This is a genomic window from Streptomyces sp. NPDC048361 (assembly GCF_040651795.1).
GTDB lineage: Bacteria > Actinomycetota > Actinomycetes > Streptomycetales > Streptomycetaceae > Streptomyces.
On record NZ_JBEZKW010000004.1, the window covers coordinates 164,794 to 181,440 of the forward strand.

Annotated in this window: 18 protein-coding genes and 2 pseudogenes; 12 read left to right on the plus strand and 8 right to left on the minus strand. The window is 68.9% G+C overall.

Going from position 1 to position 16,647, the window contains the following annotated elements:
- Positions 1-20 precede the first annotated feature (20 nt).
- A pseudogene (locus AB0D31_RS03990) lies at positions 21-1,256 on the minus strand (IS701 family transposase).
- 413 nt (positions 1,257-1,669) lie between these two features.
- Between AB0D31_RS03990 and AB0D31_RS03995 the strand changes: the two are divergent.
- Positions 1,670-2,569 carry a GNAT family N-acetyltransferase gene (locus AB0D31_RS03995; RefSeq protein WP_362716613.1) on the plus strand — a complete coding sequence of 300 codons (900 nt, stop codon included), beginning with the start codon at positions 1,670-1,672 and terminating at the stop codon, positions 2,567-2,569.
- 858 nt (positions 2,570-3,427) lie between these two features.
- The gene (locus AB0D31_RS04000; protein WP_362716616.1) at positions 3,428-3,670 is read left to right on the plus strand and encodes a hypothetical protein; all 243 of its coding nucleotides are present in this window, start codon (positions 3,428-3,430) and stop codon (positions 3,668-3,670) included.
- A 290-nt stretch (positions 3,671-3,960) separates the two neighbouring features.
- On the opposite strand, the gene AB0D31_RS04005 is transcribed toward AB0D31_RS04000, so the two are convergent.
- Positions 3,961-4,122, minus strand: coding sequence for a hydrophobic protein (locus AB0D31_RS04005; RefSeq protein WP_161252934.1), 162 nt, complete (start codon positions 4,120-4,122; stop codon positions 3,961-3,963).
- Positions 4,123-4,563: 441 nt separating this feature from the next.
- Here AB0D31_RS04005 and AB0D31_RS04010 point away from each other — a divergent pair, with 441 nt between their 5' ends.
- Entirely contained in the window at positions 4,564-4,791 is a 228-nt protein-coding gene (locus AB0D31_RS04010; RefSeq protein ID WP_362716619.1) for a DUF5133 domain-containing protein, read from the plus strand.
- A 152-nt stretch (positions 4,792-4,943) separates the two neighbouring features.
- Here AB0D31_RS04010 and AB0D31_RS04015 read toward each other — a convergent pair whose 3' ends face one another.
- On the minus strand, positions 4,944-5,573 hold the full coding sequence (locus tag AB0D31_RS04015) for a GNAT family protein (RefSeq protein WP_362716622.1): 630 nt from the start codon (positions 5,571-5,573) through the stop codon (positions 4,944-4,946).
- A gap of 159 nt (positions 5,574-5,732) precedes the next feature.
- Here AB0D31_RS04015 and AB0D31_RS04020 point away from each other — a divergent pair, with 159 nt between their 5' ends.
- Both AB0D31_RS04020 and AB0D31_RS04025 read left to right on the plus strand, forming a co-directional pair.
- Positions 5,733-5,894 (plus strand): hypothetical protein, encoded by a 162-nt coding sequence (locus tag AB0D31_RS04020; RefSeq protein WP_362716624.1) that lies wholly within the window; start codon positions 5,733-5,735, stop codon positions 5,892-5,894.
- Positions 5,895-6,082: 188 nt separating this feature from the next.
- Entirely contained in the window at positions 6,083-6,379 is a 297-nt protein-coding gene (locus AB0D31_RS04025; RefSeq protein ID WP_362716626.1) for a DUF6234 family protein, read from the plus strand.
- A 109-nt stretch (positions 6,380-6,488) separates the two neighbouring features.
- Here the strand turns inward: AB0D31_RS04025 and AB0D31_RS04030 are convergent, their stop codons facing one another.
- Positions 6,489-7,418: a 2-dehydropantoate 2-reductase gene (locus AB0D31_RS04030; RefSeq protein WP_362716629.1), complete on the minus strand. Its 930-nt coding sequence runs from the start codon at positions 7,416-7,418 to the stop codon at positions 6,489-6,491.
- A gap of 221 nt (positions 7,419-7,639) precedes the next feature.
- Between AB0D31_RS04030 and AB0D31_RS04035 the strand changes: the two genes are divergently transcribed.
- Entirely contained in the window at positions 7,640-8,533 is an 894-nt protein-coding gene (locus AB0D31_RS04035; protein WP_362716702.1) for a LysR family transcriptional regulator, read from the plus strand.
- A gap of 66 nt (positions 8,534-8,599) precedes the next feature.
- Positions 8,600-9,541: an aminoglycoside phosphotransferase family protein gene (locus AB0D31_RS04040; RefSeq protein ID WP_362716632.1), complete on the plus strand. Its 942-nt coding sequence runs from the start codon at positions 8,600-8,602 to the stop codon at positions 9,539-9,541.
- Between the two features lie 49 nt (positions 9,542-9,590).
- On the opposite strand, the pseudogene AB0D31_RS04045 reads toward AB0D31_RS04040, so the two are convergent.
- The 3 genes and pseudogenes from AB0D31_RS04045 to AB0D31_RS04055 form a co-directional block, all read right to left on the minus strand.
- Positions 9,591-9,858: pseudogene (locus AB0D31_RS04045) on the minus strand (GNAT family N-acetyltransferase); the annotation flags it as partial.
- 446 nt (positions 9,859-10,304) lie between these two features.
- Positions 10,305-10,574, minus strand: a complete 270-nt coding sequence (locus AB0D31_RS04050; protein WP_362716635.1) for a hypothetical protein — start codon at positions 10,572-10,574, stop codon at positions 10,305-10,307.
- Positions 10,575-10,995: 421 nt separating this feature from the next.
- Entirely contained in the window at positions 10,996-11,691 is a 696-nt protein-coding gene (locus AB0D31_RS04055) for a beta-glucanase (protein WP_362716705.1), read from the minus strand.
- A gap of 218 nt (positions 11,692-11,909) precedes the next feature.
- Between AB0D31_RS04055 and AB0D31_RS04060 the strand changes: the two genes are divergently transcribed.
- The 4 genes from AB0D31_RS04060 to AB0D31_RS04075 all read left to right on the plus strand — a co-directional run bounded on the left by AB0D31_RS04060 (position 11,910) and on the right by AB0D31_RS04075 (position 13,642).
- Positions 11,910-12,416, plus strand: a complete 507-nt coding sequence (locus AB0D31_RS04060; protein ID WP_362716638.1) for an SRPBCC family protein — start codon at positions 11,910-11,912, stop codon at positions 12,414-12,416.
- Between the two features lie 11 nt (positions 12,417-12,427).
- Complete coding sequence (locus AB0D31_RS04065) at positions 12,428-12,706, plus strand: anti-sigma factor (protein ID WP_362716708.1); 279 nt, start codon at positions 12,428-12,430, stop codon at positions 12,704-12,706.
- Positions 12,707-13,013: 307 nt separating this feature from the next.
- Positions 13,014-13,229 (plus strand): hypothetical protein, encoded by a 216-nt coding sequence (locus AB0D31_RS04070; protein WP_362716641.1) that lies wholly within the window; start codon positions 13,014-13,016, stop codon positions 13,227-13,229.
- Positions 13,226-13,642: a hypothetical protein gene (locus AB0D31_RS04075; protein ID WP_362716643.1), complete on the plus strand. Its 417-nt coding sequence runs from the start codon at positions 13,226-13,228 to the stop codon at positions 13,640-13,642. Before AB0D31_RS04070 ends, AB0D31_RS04075 begins: the two co-directional genes overlap by 4 nt.
- A 1,243-nt stretch (positions 13,643-14,885) precedes the next feature.
- Here the strand turns inward: AB0D31_RS04075 and AB0D31_RS04080 are convergent.
- Positions 14,886-15,848 carry an aldo/keto reductase gene (locus AB0D31_RS04080; RefSeq protein ID WP_362716646.1) on the minus strand — a complete coding sequence of 321 codons (963 nt, stop codon included), beginning with the start codon at positions 15,846-15,848 and terminating at the stop codon, positions 14,886-14,888.
- Between the two features lie 128 nt (positions 15,849-15,976).
- Between AB0D31_RS04080 and AB0D31_RS04085 the strand changes: the two genes are divergently transcribed.
- Positions 15,977-16,639 (plus strand): TetR family transcriptional regulator, encoded by a 663-nt coding sequence (locus AB0D31_RS04085; protein WP_362716649.1) that lies wholly within the window; start codon positions 15,977-15,979, stop codon positions 16,637-16,639.
- Positions 16,640-16,647: the final 8 nt, after the last annotated feature.

Here is a 16,647-nt window from a genome sequence, read left to right on the forward strand (position 1 = left end):
CCAGCTGTAGATCGTGATCTTCATGTCTGGGATGCGGCTTGTCGCTGGTAATGGCTGGTGCTTGATCGCTTTTGATGGCGACGTCTCCAGTCGGACCGACCGAGCCGGTGGGCCGCAGCGTGGAGAGGCCGGATGGCGAGGGTGATGAACAAGCGCTGGATCTCGTTGCAGGACAGCGGGATCAGGTCGTCAGAGGTGGACTGTCGGGCGTGTTCGTCCGCACGGACCACCGCGAGGAAGGCGTGGGCGAGCATCGCAAGGGTGACCCAGCGGATCCAGGAGGGGTAGAGGCGGACCTGGTGCTCATCGAGGCCGGTCAGCCCTTTCTCGCTCTGGAAGGTCTCCTCGACCCGCCATCTCGATCCCGCGACCCGCACCGTCGTCGTCAGCGGCACCGGATCCGGCGAGTGGCAGCGGTAGTAGGCGAGTTCGCCGCTGGTGCGGTTGCGGCGGATCAGCAGCTGGCGGTGACCCGGGCAGGGATCGGCCAGGTCGATGATCGCCCAGTCGTAGAACCGCTGTCCCTTCGCGCCGCGTCCGGCCGAGAGCTTCTGCCAGGCCCGCTTCGGCACCTTCCGGGCCAGGGCATCGGCGCGGAACGTGCCCGCACCGGTGATCACTTCGGCCGAGCAGGCCACCGCGAGGACATAGCCCATGCGGCGTTCCTCCAGGGCGGATCGCAGATTCGGGTTGCCGCCCTAGACCTCGTCACCGGTGACCCAGTCCACGCGGTGGCCGGCATCCATGAACCGTTCGATCATCGTGCGGGCCAGTTCCGGCTTGGTCGCGAAGACGGTTTCCTCGCCGAGCCCTGCCGCCCGGCAGCGGTCCGGGTCGCCCGTCCAGGAGCGCGGGACGTACATCCCGGTCCACCGCCACATGTCCCCGGGCGCCGGCGTAAACGAGTAGACGGCGACCTGGGAGTTCTCGATCCGTCCCGCGGTGCCTGTGTACTGGCGTTGGACCCCGACGGTGTGGGTGCCCTTCTCCACGTCGCCGGTCTCGTCGACGACCAGTACCGCTGCATCGTCGTGGAGGTGCTCGACGACGTATTCGCGGACGTCGTCGCGGACGGCATCGGCGTTCCAGGACGCCCGGCACAGCAGGTGCTGCATGCCGTGCGGGGTTGCCTCGCCGGCCCACTCCGCGATCGTCCAGCAGTTCCTGCGCGGCAGGTCCGACAGCAGGCCCAGCACCAACCGCCCGGCCCGTAGGCGAAATTCATAGCGGGCGAACCGGCCCGCGATGCGCCCCATGGCCACCTCAAACGCCTCCCGCCAACGTGCGGGATTTATGCTGTGACCAGTGGCCACCGTCTCGTCGTCAGTCCACACACCCACGATGATCAACGGCTGCCTATCTGTTCCCGTAACGGCCCCACCAGCAAGATCACAATCCACACAGCTGGAGCACTACAGTCCGCTTACGGCCCCGCGGGACTTTGAGAGCGCTCTGCATCGTCCCGTGAACCCCTCCTTCAAGGGGCGCGGGAATCCGTGGACGGACCCGCGGAAGATCACGTACTGTGTGGCTTCACGCTCTGAGATGGATGGAAGGAGGCGAGTGCCGTGCAGTTCAACCTTTCCAGCGCTCCCTCTTCCGCTGTCCCGGCGTAGTTCGTCAGTTCTGACCGGGAGCGCTCCAAGCAGCCTGCATCCCGGAGGAATCCATGACCGATACGGTCATCCGCGCGCTCTCCGCGAGCGACACACATCTTTTCGACGCACACCCCGACCCCCTCGGCGCCGGTGAAGGCCACCGGCGTACCCGGTTCCGCCCCGACTGGAAGCGCGTCGCCCTGCGCGACGGCGAGGTCGTCGCACGCGGTGCGTGGTGGGGCGGCCCCGACGACTCGGAGCCCGTCAACATCAACTGGTTCGACATGGCCGAGGGCGAGGAGGAGGCCGGGGCCGAACTCCTGCGCTCCGCTCCCTGGCAGGTCGAACTCGAGATCAACCTGCCCGGCGGCTGGCGGGATAAGACCGACCTGCGCGCCGGAGCCGAGGCGCGCTTCGCCGCTGCGCGAGCCGCAGGGTACGAACTCCTGGTGGAACGCTTCCTGTACCGCTGGACCCCCGAGCGAGGTCTGCCCGAGCGGCCCGGACGCCTGCGCTTCAGCGCCGAACCCGACGACACCGTGTTCTTCGACGCGTTGCGCCGCATCCACTCCGCCACCCTGGACGCCCACGCGCTCAGGGCCATCGAGGAGGGCGGCCTCGACCAGGCTGCCCAAGAGGAACTCGACTTCTTCCACTGGTGCCCCTCCCCACGGGAATGGTGGCAGATCGCACACACGCCGGAGGGCGACCTGGCCGGCATCCACATCCCAGCCCACAACCCCTCCGGCCCGACCATCGGCTTCATCGGAGTCGTCCCGGAACAGCGCGGTCGCGGCTACGCCTACGACCTCCTCGCAGAGTGCACCCACCTCCTCGTCGAGCAGGGCGCAGAGTTCGTCAGCGGAGCGACGGACCAGGCCAACTTCCCCATGGCCGCGAACTTCGCCAAGGCCGGCTTCCCCGTCATCCGTGAACGCATCAACTTCCACCCGGCGGGCCAAGCGGCCTAGCGAGGAGTAGCACTCGGTGAGCGGTCCGGTCCGAGGGCAGGCCCGGACCGCTTGCTGGTGCCCGGCGGCATGCCGGCCGGCAGTGAACGTGCAGGATCTACGCTGTGGAGTGGCCACCGTCTCGTCGTCAGTCCACACCGACGATGATCAACGGCGGCCGCGCCCGTTCCCTTACAGGCCCCACCAGCAAGATCACGATCTACAGCTGGAGTACTAACGGTCATCCTTCGACGGCCGATCCGTGGAAAGGATGAGCATTCCCGTCCTCGTGGTCACCACGAAGAGGGGAGCAGCAGCGCTTGCGGCCATGACTGGCCCTGGTGGCGCCCAATCGGTAGGAGCACGGAAAACATCAGAACGCACAGGATTGCGGAGTGCACGGCTATCCGTCGCCAACTCATGGGTGTCTACTACCCCGCCGCTCCGCACTGGCTGATGCGCAACTGGAATCGGTCCGTCGACTGGAACCGGCCCGTCCCCCTGGAGTCCGGCCGTCTGCCGACGCCAGTCCGTCGACCGGAACCGGCCCGTCCACCGGCGCCGGTCCGTCCGTCCCTCCGCCCCCATTGACCGTGGCAACACCTCACGATTGGCTTTCTCTGACTGAGTGGACCGAGTAGTACTCCAACCACCGCTTCAGCAAGGGGAGTTGCTCACGCCACTCAAGACGCACGGCCGTCGTGGCGGCGGCGTTTCCGGGAACCTGCAACGGCCGCGCTGCCGGCGTCCGCCGCAGCGGACGGGCACAGGGGGCACACCGAGCGGGTGAGCGTCGCTGCCGACGGCACCGAGGCGAACGGGCGAGTCGGGGCAGGCGACGATCAGCGCTGACGGCCACGTCGTCGCCTTCCTCTCCACGTGCGGCGACTTGGTGCCCGGAGACACAACGACAGCAACGAGGACGTCTTCGTACGCGATCTGCGCACCGGAGTGGTGGAGCGCGTCAACGTCGCGTCGGACGGGACGCAGGCCAACGCGTTCACGTTGAACTTCAGCGTTGATGCGGCCGGACGTACGGCGGTGTTCGACAGCACGGCGAGCGATCTCGTCCCCATGGACGCCAACGGGGTGAGCGCCGTGTTCCTGCGGCGCCTGCGCTGAGCCGGACGGGGTGCGCTGCGGGGAACATGACGTGCCCCGCGGCGCGGGCCGTGGCGGCGGCCTGGGTGGAGGCGCGGTTTCCCTTGCGAGCAGGCCGACGCCACGGCCACTGCGTACGCGCCTACCCCCAGAAGTCGCTCGCAATTGCACCTGTTCTCACTCGTACAGACAGGGATTCCTCGTGTGATCCCGGGGCGCACACCGGCGACCACACATGTGTGGGCTCCACACCGCTTTCCACGGTGTGGAGCCCACACATGCGAACCACACATTCAAAGAAGTACCAACGGCTACCAGCGGTACCAGCGGCCGCTACCTCCCTTGGGGCGGGCGATGAAACCGACCAGCCACACGACCAGCACAATCACCGCGATCCACCACAGGGCCTTCAGGGCGAAACCCGCACCGAAAAGGATCAGAGCCAGCAGGAGAACGAGAAGCAGGGGAACCATAGTTATCAACCTCCAAGCCATCGAATGCCCCGCGAGTACCGACCCACACGCCTGTGACGCCTCTGTTTATGGACTCTTTATGCGGGCATCCTCACGCCCCTTCGCTGACCGTCGTCCACTGTCGTCCGCCGTCGTTCCCCGTCCTTCCCCCATCGTCCGCCGTCGTCCGCCGTCGTCCGTCACAGACGGCGGTCGGGCCTGTCGGCGCGGGGTACGCCCTGGTCATTGTCCCGGGCCGGGTGCGGGCCTCAGTGCGGCGACGCTCCAGGCGGCGTCCACCGGTCGCGCGCAGAGTGTGGTCCCGCCTGGCTCCCGCCTCGGCCGTCCACGCGAGCACGCGCGTACTCGCGTACTCGCGTACTCGCGTGGCTGACAAACGCGGACGGCCGGCAGGTCGGTCGGCCGCATGCCCATGTGATGTGAACCGGAGGACGACAGCAGATGCTCATGGCCCACCCCGCAGTACTGCGGAACCTTATGGACCAGTACGACGTGCTGCGCATCCTGCACGCCGAGCACGGCACTGCCGAGGTCCGGCGGCGGATGGACGACACCATCTACACCCTCTGCGTGTTGACCGGAACCCGCGACATCGATGCCGCTCTCCACACGGCCCGCCACCAACTTTGCGGAGTACGCCCGCACGACGACGCCCTCGTCCCGGCCTGAAGCCCGACGGCGCCCATCCCCCGCTCGCCGCAAGGCTCCGACCATCCGTCGGGCAGCAAGCGGGGGTGGGCGCCGACACCGACACCCACACCGACACCGACGTACGCGGCGGCATCTCGGCTCCGACTCGAAGCTCTCCAAGCTCTCGAAACTCACTCGCCGCGGAAAGCCGCTTCGGGGTGGCCGCGATGACGCCTCCACTCGGGGGGGAGAACCGACATCACGATCTCGTCCACCCATTCGCCCTCATGCAGCAGCACGTCTCGCCGAACGCCTTCCACCACGAACCCCGCTTTCTCATAAGCGCGTTGGGCACGCGGGTTGAAGGCGTACACCCCGAGCGAGATCCGGTGGAGACCGAGGCGCTCGAAGCCATGTCCTACGATCAACCGCACCGCTTCGGTCCCCAGACCACGCCCCTGGCCTGCCGGCGCAAACGCGATCCGGAAGTTGCAGCTGCGATTGCCGCTGTCCCACTCGTTGAGCACCACCTCGCCCACACAGACGCCGGTCGCGCGCTCGACGACGGCCAGGTCCAGGCGGTCCGTCTGCTCGTGGCGGGTGCTGTACCACGCTTGCATCCGCGCCTCGGCGGCCTCGTCCCAGGTTTCATGGTCTGCCGACCCGTGGCTACTGCCGGTCAGCCGGCCCACCTCCGGGTCCCGAAGCAGCGAGCGCAGGGCGGAGTCGTCCGTCTGGTCCATGCGGAACGGGCGCAGGAGCACCCTCTCGCCGACGAGGGTGGGCTTGATGGAAAAGTCCGTCCGCGCGTCATCGCTCATCCGGGGATTCTCGACGCAGCCGGGGGCCTCAGCAATCGAGTTTCTCGGGTCCCCTCGCCACCTCACCCCGAAGAAACGTATACGCACCGTGTTTGCGTCGCGTCATATTGGTTACCAGGTGTAGTGAGAGCCCGTCAGAAATCGACGGAAGGAAGCAACATGACGCTCTTTACGGCGCTCATCCTCGTCGCGGTCATCACTTTCGTGCTCCTGCTCGCGCTCGCACCTTCAGCGCCCGCCAGGCGAAACCCGTCGCCCCATCGCCCCAACCGGCTGTCCAAGGTTCCTGTCCAGCGCACCGTTCGCCACCACAGCCGCTGACGGCGGACGTTGAGTGGCAGCGGACGCTGGGCCGCTGTGGAGCGGTTGAGGCTGAGGCCAGGGGCCGGCCCCGGATCACCTGACCCAGGTGGGTTCCGTGACTAGGTGATTCAGGGCCGGGCCGGCCCCTTGGGGCGGGAGCCTGACTTCACGGCGACAGGCTGATCATCTCAGGCCGGACGGTTCCGATGGCGGACTGGGCCGACCAGGGCAGGCAGACCAGCACCACTGTGTCGGGTCTCGCCGAGATCAGGTTGCTCGACTACTTTCTTGCCGCCGCCCTGCTGCTCGCCGTCATCGCGACCGTGTCGCTCGCCCCCTGCACCCCGGTCCTGCAGTTTCTCACCGCCGGCGCGGTAGCTGTGCTGCTCGTCGTCGGTCAGCACAGTTACCACCGAGCCCACCCGGATCCGCCGCCCAAGCCGGACCCCTACTACACCCCCCACTACACCCCCTGCTACAGCGGCAGCCACCGGTGCTCATGACCGACCCCTCCGCGCTTGGCAGAGGCAGGTCCCTCCGACTCTCTGCCCCCTTGTCAGTCACCCCTTGTCAGTCACCCCTTGTCAGTCACCCTTTGTCAGTCACCCTTTGTCAGTCACCCTTGAGTTCGCTCACGAGACGTGTCATGAGCGGTACCTGGATGCCGAGTTGCTCTGCCGCCCGCAGCAGTGCTCCCCCGATCGCGTCGAGTTCCAGGGGCCGGCCCGCTTCCGCGTCGCGCAGCATCGAAGACTTGCTGCCCGCGGGAAACGCGTCGTAGCGCGACAGCACCTGGGCGGCGTCTCCCGGGCCACCGACCGCCCTGATGACGGCGCTGGTCTCCGCTACCAACGCCGTCAGTTCCTCACGCCGTTCGGAGCGGATTGCGCCGATCGGCAGGCGGTAGCGGGTGGTGAGGAGCGCGAAGGGGGCGAGGAAGGCCAACTTGCCCCACAGCACGGCGCTTTCGTCCCCGACTACGCGCGTGGTGGCCCCGGCCGCGTCGAGCAGGGCGGCCACCCGAGCGACGGCCTCCGGGGACGCGGTGGCGGCCAGGTCGATTTCGAGGAACGGGCTGCCGTGTTCGATGATGCCCGGGGCGGTCCGGGTGGACTCGACGCGGATCACGCCCGGCATGACCCGTTCCGCGCCGTAGTGTGCCCGCAGGGTACTCACATGCTCGATGCCGTTGAGCAGGGGCAGGACTACGCCGCCGTCGAGGAGATGGGGCGGTGTGCGGACGAGCGCCGCGTCGAGGGCGGTCTGCTTGACCGTCACCAGGCACAGGTCGACGGGCTCGCGCAGGACGGTGTCCGCCTCGACCGTGGCGGTGAAGTCGCCGAACTGCGCGCTGTGTACGCGAATGCCGTCGTGCCGCAGGGCTCCCGCGGTCGCTTCACCGGCGATGCAGATCACGCGGCAGCCGGCCCGGGAGAGGAGCGCGGCGAGCAGGCCGCCGACTCCTCCCGGGCCCAGCACCGCCACCGTCAAGGCGGGCGGAACGGGCCCGAAGTCGCTGGTCCGCGGCGCGGTGGACGGCATGGGGTCTGGCTCCTGCACGGGGTTCTCTCTCTTTCATAGGGTCGACACCCATCCCGTCGCCGCGGTCCTGTCCGGACGTGGCGCGAGGAACGGGACGGGTTGTCGCCTTGGGCCCGGGACGATCCTGGCGAGCCACAAAGGGCAAGTCAATCCTCGCGCCTCCTTGCCTGACCCCAAGAGATTCCTTCACCATGCGGCAGGTTTACCTTGATCGCATGCCCATGACCTTCGACGACCTCCGCATATTCGTGGCGGTGTGCCGGGCCGGAAGCCTCAGCGCCGTCGCCCGCGAACTGTCCTGCACGCAGTCCGCGGTCAGCCAGCACGTCAAACGGCTTGAACGAGCCACAGAGGTACGCCTGTTGGGGCGTCGGCCTCGTGGGGTCGTGCCCACCCCGGAGGGGCGCGTACTGCAGAAGGCGGCCGCGGAGGGGATGACCGGACTCGACCTCGCTCTGCGTCGGCTCGGCGAACTCGCCCGCGGTGAAGCCGGGTCGGTGCGGGTCACGACCGGTGCCACATCGGTGCGCCACTTCATGTCCGAGGCCGTCGTCACGTTCCGCGAGGAACATCCGGGAGCGGTCCTGGAATTCCGGACCGAGACCTCCAGCGGGAGCTGTTTCGAAGCACTCGCCGAAGGCGCCGTCGACCTGGCCTGGGTCACCATAGGCAGGCCCGTACGGGGCATCGAGCAGCGGCCGGTCGTGCAGTTGCCATGGGTGCTCGCGGTGCGAGCCGACGACCCCCTGGCGAGCCGAGCGCGGATCACGCCGGCCGACCTCTCGGGCATCCGGCACATCCGCTTCCCGGAGAACTCCTCCTCCCGCACCCATGTGGACACGGCCATGCTGCGACTCGGCGTCCACCTCACCTCGGACACCGCTGTCGCCGACTGGGACACCGCCATCCTGCTGGCCGGCCTGGGTGTGGGACACGCGGTCGTACCCGATCTTCCCGGCCAGAGCCTGACCGGCGCCCCCGCCGGCCCGTTGCGATTCCTGCCACTGCCGGATCTTCCTCCGCTGGCCGTCGGCTGGGCGGTACGCCGATGGGAAGCGCTCACTCCGCTGGCGCGCGCCTTCGCGGATCTGGTCGGACACCGGCGCGCCGACTGAAGGTGCCCAACACCCCATGTGCGTGCGGCTGGTGGTTCGTCCGCGGCGCGGCTAGCGTGGCGCCGCATGACCCTCGCTGAGATCGAGATCACCGCGCAGCTGGTCCGGGAGCTACTGCGTGACCAACACCCGGACCTGGCCGATCTCCCTGTGCGGCTCGGCGCACGCGGCTGGGACAACCAGCTGTGGCGGCTCGGCGACGACCTCGCCGTGCGACTGCCTTGGGCGACGGCGTCCGCGGACGCGCTGCTACGCAAAGAGCACATGTGGGTTCCTGCTCTCGCCCCGTCTCTCCCTTTGCCGGTCCCCGTACCGCAGCGCCTCGGCGAGCCCTCCGAGCGCTTTCCGCGGCCCTGGATCGTCACCACGTGGGTGCCGGGAACGCCCGCCGACCAAGCCCCCGCCACGCGCGCCGCGGAGGCGGCCGGCGCCCTGGCCGGCTTTCTCACCGCGCTGCACCGGCCGGCGCCCGAAGGGGCTCCCGCCGGCCGCGATCGTGGAGGTCCGCTGGCCGATTACGCCGACGGGTTCGAGTACCAGCTGAAATCGGCCACCGAGCTGGGGCTGCTGCCCGACCCTGACGCCGTCCGTGCGGTCTGGGAGGACGCTGTCGCCGCGCCCGACTGGACGGGCCCGTCACTGTGGCTCCACGGCGACCTGCATCCCGCCAACCTGCTCACCGCCGACGGCACTTTCTGCGGTGTGATCGACTTCGGAGACCTCTTCGCGGGCGATCCGGCCTGCGACCTCGCCGCCGCGTGGATTCTGCTGCCGGACGGCGCCGCCGAGCGCTTCCACGCCGCCTACCGGCCGGCCCCGGACCCGGCCACGCTTCGCCGCGCCCGTGGCTGGGCAACACTCAAAGCCCTCGCCTGCATAAGCATTGGCGAGGCCGGCCTCCACGGCCGTCCCGGTGGCAAACGCACCTGGGGCCCGCCGGGCCACGCTTCGCTACGCCGCCTCACCGCGACGGTCCGGCACCGAGATGTCCCGCCACCGGCGGAGTGACCCCTGACCGATCCCGCTTTCCGGTAGGCCGGCTGCGGTAGGCCGTTTCGGCGAGAGCGTCCGCCCGCTCGGCGGAGAGCGGGGTGGGCCACAGGTATCCACTCGGCCCGCGGTAGAGGATGGCGCAGACCTCGCCCTCAGACTTCAGTCGGCCGAAGAGCGGCACCAGCACCCTGCGTGCCCGCGCCACGTGTCCGCAACCATTCGATGTCCGTCAGGGGCGTGTTGTGCAGGGCGGGTCGTGAGGGTAGGAAGTCTCCGGCTCGAGCGAGGAAGTCGTCGATGTCTTCGGTGAGTTGCCAGTCATCCTGAGGCACACCTGATCCTCCCGAAGCTACGCAACACAAGCGAGAGCTCCGCTGAGAGAGGTACCCGAACGCCTCGGTGGGGGGAGTGAAGCACCTCTCCACCGAGGCGGTGGTGAAAGGCGACGTCTCCCCCGCCCCCACCACGTCGTCGCCGCCCTGCGGCTGGAACGACGCGGCGGGTTGCAGCGTGCCAACAGAGCCGGAGTCCACCACGTACGCATGGATCAGTCCGTCGTGGTGACGCGTGACGACTTTCCGCGGCTGAGCGGGATGCATCCGCCGAGGCTAACGACCGGTACGGACCGGTCGACTGGCACGGTCACGGCGTGTGCGCGCTTGACCGCCCACCCGCCTGCCGGCGGCGCCTCCGCCGAACGAGCGCTACGACCGGACCTCGATACGGACGTAACGGACCGGACCGCGACACGAACGGACCGGACCGCGGCGCTCAGCCGTTACTTCGGAGGCCCCGCTGCCGTCTTCACCCGGGTTTCGAGGTCCTGTCGGGCTTCGCCGTGGTCCGTCGCGTACGCGGTGACGGCGGCCTGCATGTCCCGGGCGAGATCGCGCCATGCCCGCCACGCGGTCTCGTACGTCTGCGTCTGCCGCCCCGACCAGGGACGGGTGCCCGGCGGTCCGTACTGGCTCCGCAGCTGCTCCGCCTGGGCGTGCGCCGCATCGACCGTACGCTGCATTTCGACGAGTTCCTCGAACGTGTGCGCCACGATCGCCGATCATAGGGCGCGCTCACACCGCAGAGCGGCTGCGACCCGCGCGATCTCGCCATGGGCACCAGCTGGCCCACATGCTGGAAGGGAGGGCCCGTCGACCTCCCCAGGTGTCCTGGCCCTCCTCCGACCCAGCAGACATCGTCTACCCAACCGAGCGGAAGTATGCACGTGCACCGTGGCTGATTCTGGTGCGGGACCAGATCAGGGCCAGGCCGGGCCAATCCGAACAGGATGAGCAGCTGGACCGCGCCCCCATGGGCGCTGCCGAGCCATGGGGCCACGACGTGTCGAACGTGTCGAATGTGTCGAACTCCAGCGTCGGAAAAGTCGTAGGTGTCGGAGGAGTCGGAAGAGAGTGCGGCTGACGTCGTGGCCCGCTACCGAGACGCCGTCGGGGGATGGCGGACGGCGTACGTCATCGACGATGGATCCGCAGGGACAACACGTCGAAGACCATCTCCGACACCTCCGGCGGCGGCTCGGGGTGATAGCGGCCCGCGCTCACCGACAGGTTCACGATGAGGTAGGCCTGCCAGTTCCGTCCTACCCCGGAGCGGTCCGCGAAGACGCGCGCGCCGTTCACCCACCAGGTGACCGACCGGGCCCCGAACCGGACCCGCAGATCGAGTTCGGCGCCGGGGGCGATGCCGGTGCCGCGGAAGTAGAACTGGCCGGAGCGGACATGGTTGGTCAGTTCCAGGAGATCCGGGTTGTCGGGGTGGTACTCGAAGACGTCGATCTCCTGGCCGCCGTCCCGCCACGTCCAGATGGCGGGCCAGGCGCCCACCGCGACGGGCAGCCGCACCCGCGCCTCCAGCACGTCTCCCGTGCGGACCAAGAACTCCTCGGCGCTGCCTTCCGTGGTCAACAGGCCTGTGTTCCATGTGCCGTTGGGGTTACGGGTCGCCCGGAACGCTCCGCTGCGGCTGTACGCGGGATCCTCGACCAGGTAATCCAGTTTGTTGTCACCGGGGTTGACGGGGCCGCCGTTCGGATACGCCGACGAGCGGCCCGCGACCCACTGCGTGGGCGATGCGAAGTCGGCGGTGAACACGACCGGGCTGTCGTCCGCACGCAGACGGGCGCGGAGGCCGGGGCGCGTCCGGCGCAGACGCTCGCGCCACCGCGCGAGAGCATTGGAGAGCACGAGTCAACACTGCCCAGGCTGAGCGATCGGTATCCCTCGATAAGCCCTCGATCATCCCGGGTTGGGGTATTTGGCAGCGGTGGCGCTCCTACGACCCGGCCGCCCCTTCCAAGGCGAGCGTGCCGTGCCAGGATCAGTACCGGGCAGTAATTTCGCGGGTGCGATGAGAGGGAGCGTGCGGTATGGCACGGGTTTTGACAGTGAGCGGCAGTGTGGTCGTCGGCGTCACGCCTGAGGTTGCGTACCGGGCTGTGAGCTGTCCGTCCGACATGGGGCGGTGGAGCCCGGAAAACCTTGGTACGGCGGGTGCGGCGGGCGAGGGGCCCGCCGACGTCGGTACGGAGTTCGTCGGTCGCAACAAACGGGGCGTGTTCCGCTGGGTGACCAAGTGCACGGTCGTAGCGGCCGACCCGGGACGCCGCTTCGCCTTCCGCGTCCACGCCATCGGAGTCAGCCGTCCTCGTCTGCGCGGCCCGATCGCCACCTGGGAGTACCGTTTCGAGCCGGTCGAGGGCGGCACGCGGGTCACGGAAACCTGGATCGACGACCGAAAGTCGTGGCCCGACTTCGTGGCCGGCGTCTTCGACCGCATCGCCACCTCGGGCAGCACGTTCGCCGCTTTCCAGTCCCGCAATATCGGTACGACTCTGCGTAACCTCAAGCGGGAGTTGGAGGTCAGCGCGGGGTGAGCCGACGATACGTGCGGGAGGGCCTCGTAGGAGGGGCCCGCCCGCTGCGGTTCACCGGTCTACGCCCGCGCACGTTCGCTTCTGTCCGCCAAAGCCACCACCGGGCGGGTCACCGGTGGGCGAACGGCATCCTCGTCGTCGCCCGCAGTTTCAATCAAGCCGTGTTCCTCGCCTCCGAGCTCGCCCGGCCCCCCGCAGGCAAGGTCTATCAACTCTGGTTCGACGACGTGGGAACCATGCGGTCGGCCGGGTTGATGGACCCCGGCCGGACCACGAGGCGGTCCTGCTGACCGGGCCCGTCGACCAGGTCTCCGGCATGGGCAGCACCACCGAGCCGCCGGGCGGCCCCACCCGACCCTCCTCCCCCCCTGGCGCTCATGACCTTCCCCCACGTCTGAGCCCGATCCGGAATAGCCCGACCCGCCGAAGCCCGATGCGCCAGGGCGCGACCGGTTGGGCCCGTGACCTGCCGGGAAACGACTGTACGATTGTCGGCCTGTCGGTCCCCCGTGATAGTCACTACCTCACGAGGGAGCAGCCACTGGTCTCAACTCCCCGTTTGTGCAAAACAATTTGTACACAGCAAGGGGTGGGGACATGGCGGTGCTCCGTGACGGGGGGCTCGCGGGGAGACGGGCCGGGCGGCCTGTTGCCCGCGTACAGGACGAGGCCATCGCCGTATACGAACAGGGCGGGGCGCTCGGCGAAGCGCCCCGCGCGAAAGCCGTACGCTTCGCCGCCCTGAGCGAGGGCGAGGGCTTCGGCTACCTCAAGGCGGCGCTCAGGATCCGCCCGGAACGGCTGCCGCGGTGAACGATGTCGGCGACGCGAAGATGCGTACCTGGTCGCTGCGGTTCCTGGTCCTTCTCGCAACTGACAGGGCGGACCAGCTCGCATGGCTGGGAGAGAGCGATGTGGACACGGGGTCCGTTGTCGAGGAAGGGGAGCTTCTCTGCCGGGTGTCCGAAGAACTCACGAAGCGCGGGGTGTTCGAGGTTGCGAGCCTGCGCGATCTTCAAGAACTCGGCCGACTCTTGGGTGAGATCGACCCCGTCTGCCGTCCCAAGCTCTGGGCCGGCACCCTGGCGACAGATTCGGCATGGGACGAGATTCGCCAGGTCGCCCGGCGCTTCCTCCTCACCACCCTGGGCGACTGGCGTCAGCCGCTGCCGCTCGCGCCACGGCAGCCCACGGGCCATCAGCGCGACCAGTGTCAATGTCAGTGACGGGATGCACGATGCGTTCATGAGCCGATGGACCACGCAGAGCCCGAGATCAGGATGCCGTCCACCCGCCCGGGTCGTCTCGTCCCGGCCCAGGAGGACGCTGCCCGGCACCAGATCAGTGGTCATATCTCACGAATCCGTTGCCTCCACGCTTCCGCGTGCCACGAACTCACCAATGCGGCCCATGGGTTGGGCAGGGTGCGACCCAGGAACTCCGCATCGAGCCGGGCGACGATGACGCCCAGCGTTGCCCGCGCTGCGGCCGGCAGCCGACGGAGCACCACTTCGAGGGTGTCCCGAGCATCGGTCGGATCGCAACAGGGGCAAGTGTCCCAGGGCAGATACAGGTATCGGCCGGGCCTTCGGAGGAATTGCTCATACCGGTGCAGGGCCTCAGCGACAACACCGTGCCCTGCATACCGGGCTTCGATCTGACTGATGGCCATCTGAGTTCGGCGGCCAATGCCTGGAATCTGGCGGACGGGACGGGTGCTTCTAGGTGCCGGCCGTCGCTGAGCACGGATGGCGCCGGGCGACTTACGCGCCATCGGCCTTTCGGGTCTGCGTCATGCGGGTCTGCGTCATGGCAGCCATCATGACAGGGCCGGTGGACACGGTCAGCGGGGGCCCGGCAGAAAGTGACGGCAGCAGCCCGTCTACCCCAGAATCGGAAGACTCTGACCCCTGACCCCTGACCCCTGACCCCTGACCCCCGACCACCGGTCACCGGTCACCGGTCACCGGTCACCGGTCACCGGGCACCGGGCACCGGGCACCGGGCACCGGGCACCGGGCACCGGTCAGCAGACTGCGCGCATGGGTGCTTCTCACAACGCCGATCGCTGTGACCGTGCTGGGCTGGGCTGGGTCCGGACACCGCTCGGCCGGGCGGTGGACTGTAAGTTACCGATGCCCGCGGGGGTGATGGACTCGGCCCAGGGACCGGGAGTTCGGGCGACCGGTTGACCTTCACCTTGGGGCAGCCCACAGCATCGGAGGAACCGGGCTACGTGCCCGGCATGCCGGAGGCCGAGCACCGGCCGCGGGTGCAGCTGGCCGCAGGTGCGGCTCCGGCCGCGGGTGCAGCTGGCCGCAGGCGCGGCTCCGGGCGCGGGTGCAGCTCCGGCCGCGGGTGCAGGGCGCGGGTGCAGCTCCGGCCGCGGGTGCAGGGCGCCGGGTGCAGGGCGCGGGTGCAGCTCCGGCCGCGGGTGCAGGGCGCCGGGTGCAGGGCGCGGGTGCAGCGTCAGCCGTTGAGCGTGGACATGAGCTCAGGGGCGTAGCGGTCGCCGGCGGCTATTCCCTGAGGGGCGACAGCCTCGATGGCCGCGAGGTCCTCGGCGGTGACGGTGACGTCCGTGGCCGCGACGTTCTCCTCGAGGTAGCGGCGGCGCTTGGTACCCGGGATCGGGACGGCCCCCTGGTGCATGACCCAGGCGAGGGCGAGCTGGGAGGCGGTGACTCCCTTGGTGGCCGCCAGGCGGCCGACCTCGCGGACCACATCGAGATTGCGCTCGAAGTTGCGGCCCTGAAAGCGGGGGTCGGTGCGCCGGAAGTCGTCTGCCGCGAAGTCCTCGGGGCTGGTGATCGCGCCCGAGAGGAAGCCGCGGCCCAACGGGGAGTACGCGACCAGGCCGATGCCCAGCTCGGTCAGCGTGTCCGCGACGCCGTCGCTCTCAATGCCCCGCTCGAAGAGCGAGTACTCCGTCTGGACGGCCGAGACGGGGTGCACCGCGTGGGCACGACGGATGGTGGCGGGCGCCACCTCGCTCAGCCCGATGGCCCCCACCTTGCCCTCAGCGACCAGCTCCCCCATGGCGCCGACCGTCTCCTCGATCGGTACCTGCGGGTCGACGCGGTGCAGGTAGTAGAGGTCGACGTGGTCCGTGCGCAGGTGGCGCAGCGAGCGTTCCAGGGAGTGGCGGATGTATTCGGGCCGGCCGTTGTGGCCGCGCGGCTCGCCGTCGTCGGTGATCTCGATGCCGGTCTTGGTGGCGAGGACGACGCGGTCCCTGCGGCCCGAAAGGGCCCTGCCGAGCAGCTGCTCGTTGCGGAAGGGGCCGTAGCTCTCGGCGGTGTCCAGCATCCGGTCGAGCGTGGCGAGGGATTCGGCCTCGTCCGTCGCTCCGTAGAACGCGCTCATGCCCATGCATCCCAGGCCCTGGCTGCTGACGGTGGGGCCCTGGGTGCCCAGTGCGCGGTACTTCATGGTGTGCTCCGTATCGGTGAGGGGGGTGAGGCTGGTGCCATCCGAATTGGTAACTAACTGGTTAGTTCCACCATGGGCCAGCTCCTCGCTCTTGTCAATAACTGGTTAGTTACCTGTACGCTCCGTTCATGGCAGGAGACTCGAACGCAACCAAGGCCCGGCTGCTCGACGCCGCTTTCAGCGAGTTCGCGGAGCACGGCCTCGCGGGTGCCCGCGTGGATCGCATCGCGGCATCGGCAGGGGCCAACAAGCGCCTGATCTATGTGTACTTCGGCAACAAGGAGCAGCTGTTCGACCGCGTGATCGAGCGCTGCGTGGCCGAGGGCACGGAGGCGGTCCCGTTCGACGTGGACGACCTGCCGCAGTACGCCGGCGCCCTGTTCGACCACCTCGTGGACCGCCCCGATCTCGTACGTCTGGTCACCTGGAAGCAGCTGGAGCGGCCCGGGCCCGTACCTCCCGAAACGATGGCCTCCTGGGAGGGCAAGCTCGATGCCCTGGGGGCGGCGCAGGATCTGGGGCGCGTGGACAGCGCCCTCGACCCCGCCGACATCCTCAACCTGACGCTCGCCCTGGCCCAGGCCTGGTTCACGGCAGCCGGAGAGATGGCGGAGGTGGAGCCGTCGGCCTCACCGACACCGTCGGCCTCAGCGTCAACAGCAGCCTCGCCGTCATCGCCGTCTGCGAACGGCTCGTCGTCGCAGGCCCGGTCCCGGTCGCAGGCCCGGTCCCGTCAGCGCGCCGCGGTCGTCGAGACCGTACGCCGGATGACGACGCCCCGGTCTCCCTAGGCAACCGG

What these genes read in the sequence shown, in the direction of transcription:
- AB0D31_RS04010 (WP_362716619.1), top strand. Translation starts at nt 4,564, where the DNA reads ATGCTCATGGCCCACCCCGCAGTACTGCGGAACCTTATGGACCAGTAC.
- AB0D31_RS04005 (WP_161252934.1), bottom strand. Translation starts at nt 4,122, where the DNA reads ATGGTTCCCCTGCTTCTCGTTCTCCTGCTGGCTCTGATCCTTTTCGGT.
- AB0D31_RS03995 (WP_362716613.1), top strand. Translation starts at nt 1,670, where the DNA reads ATGACCGATACGGTCATCCGCGCGCTCTCCGCGAGCGACACACATCTT.
- AB0D31_RS04025 (WP_362716626.1), top strand. Translation starts at nt 6,083, where the DNA reads ATGGCGGACTGGGCCGACCAGGGCAGGCAGACCAGCACCACTGTGTCG.
- AB0D31_RS04020 (WP_362716624.1), top strand. Translation starts at nt 5,733, where the DNA reads ATGACGCTCTTTACGGCGCTCATCCTCGTCGCGGTCATCACTTTCGTG.
- AB0D31_RS04070 (WP_362716641.1), top strand. Translation starts at nt 13,014, where the DNA reads ATGGCGGTGCTCCGTGACGGGGGGCTCGCGGGGAGACGGGCCGGGCGG.
- AB0D31_RS04080 (WP_362716646.1), bottom strand. Translation starts at nt 15,848, where the DNA reads ATGAAGTACCGCGCACTGGGCACCCAGGGCCCCACCGTCAGCAGCCAG.
- AB0D31_RS04035 (WP_362716702.1), top strand. Translation starts at nt 7,640, where the DNA reads ATGACCTTCGACGACCTCCGCATATTCGTGGCGGTGTGCCGGGCCGGA.
- AB0D31_RS04030 (WP_362716629.1), bottom strand. Translation starts at nt 7,418, where the DNA reads ATGCCGTCCACCGCGCCGCGGACCAGCGACTTCGGGCCCGTTCCGCCC.
- AB0D31_RS04040 (WP_362716632.1), top strand. Translation starts at nt 8,600, where the DNA reads ATGACCCTCGCTGAGATCGAGATCACCGCGCAGCTGGTCCGGGAGCTA.
- AB0D31_RS04085 (WP_362716649.1), top strand. Translation starts at nt 15,977, where the DNA reads ATGGCAGGAGACTCGAACGCAACCAAGGCCCGGCTGCTCGACGCCGCT.
- AB0D31_RS04015 (WP_362716622.1), bottom strand. Translation starts at nt 5,573, where the DNA reads ATGAGCGATGACGCGCGGACGGACTTTTCCATCAAGCCCACCCTCGTC.
- AB0D31_RS04060 (WP_362716638.1), top strand. Translation starts at nt 11,910, where the DNA reads ATGGCACGGGTTTTGACAGTGAGCGGCAGTGTGGTCGTCGGCGTCACG.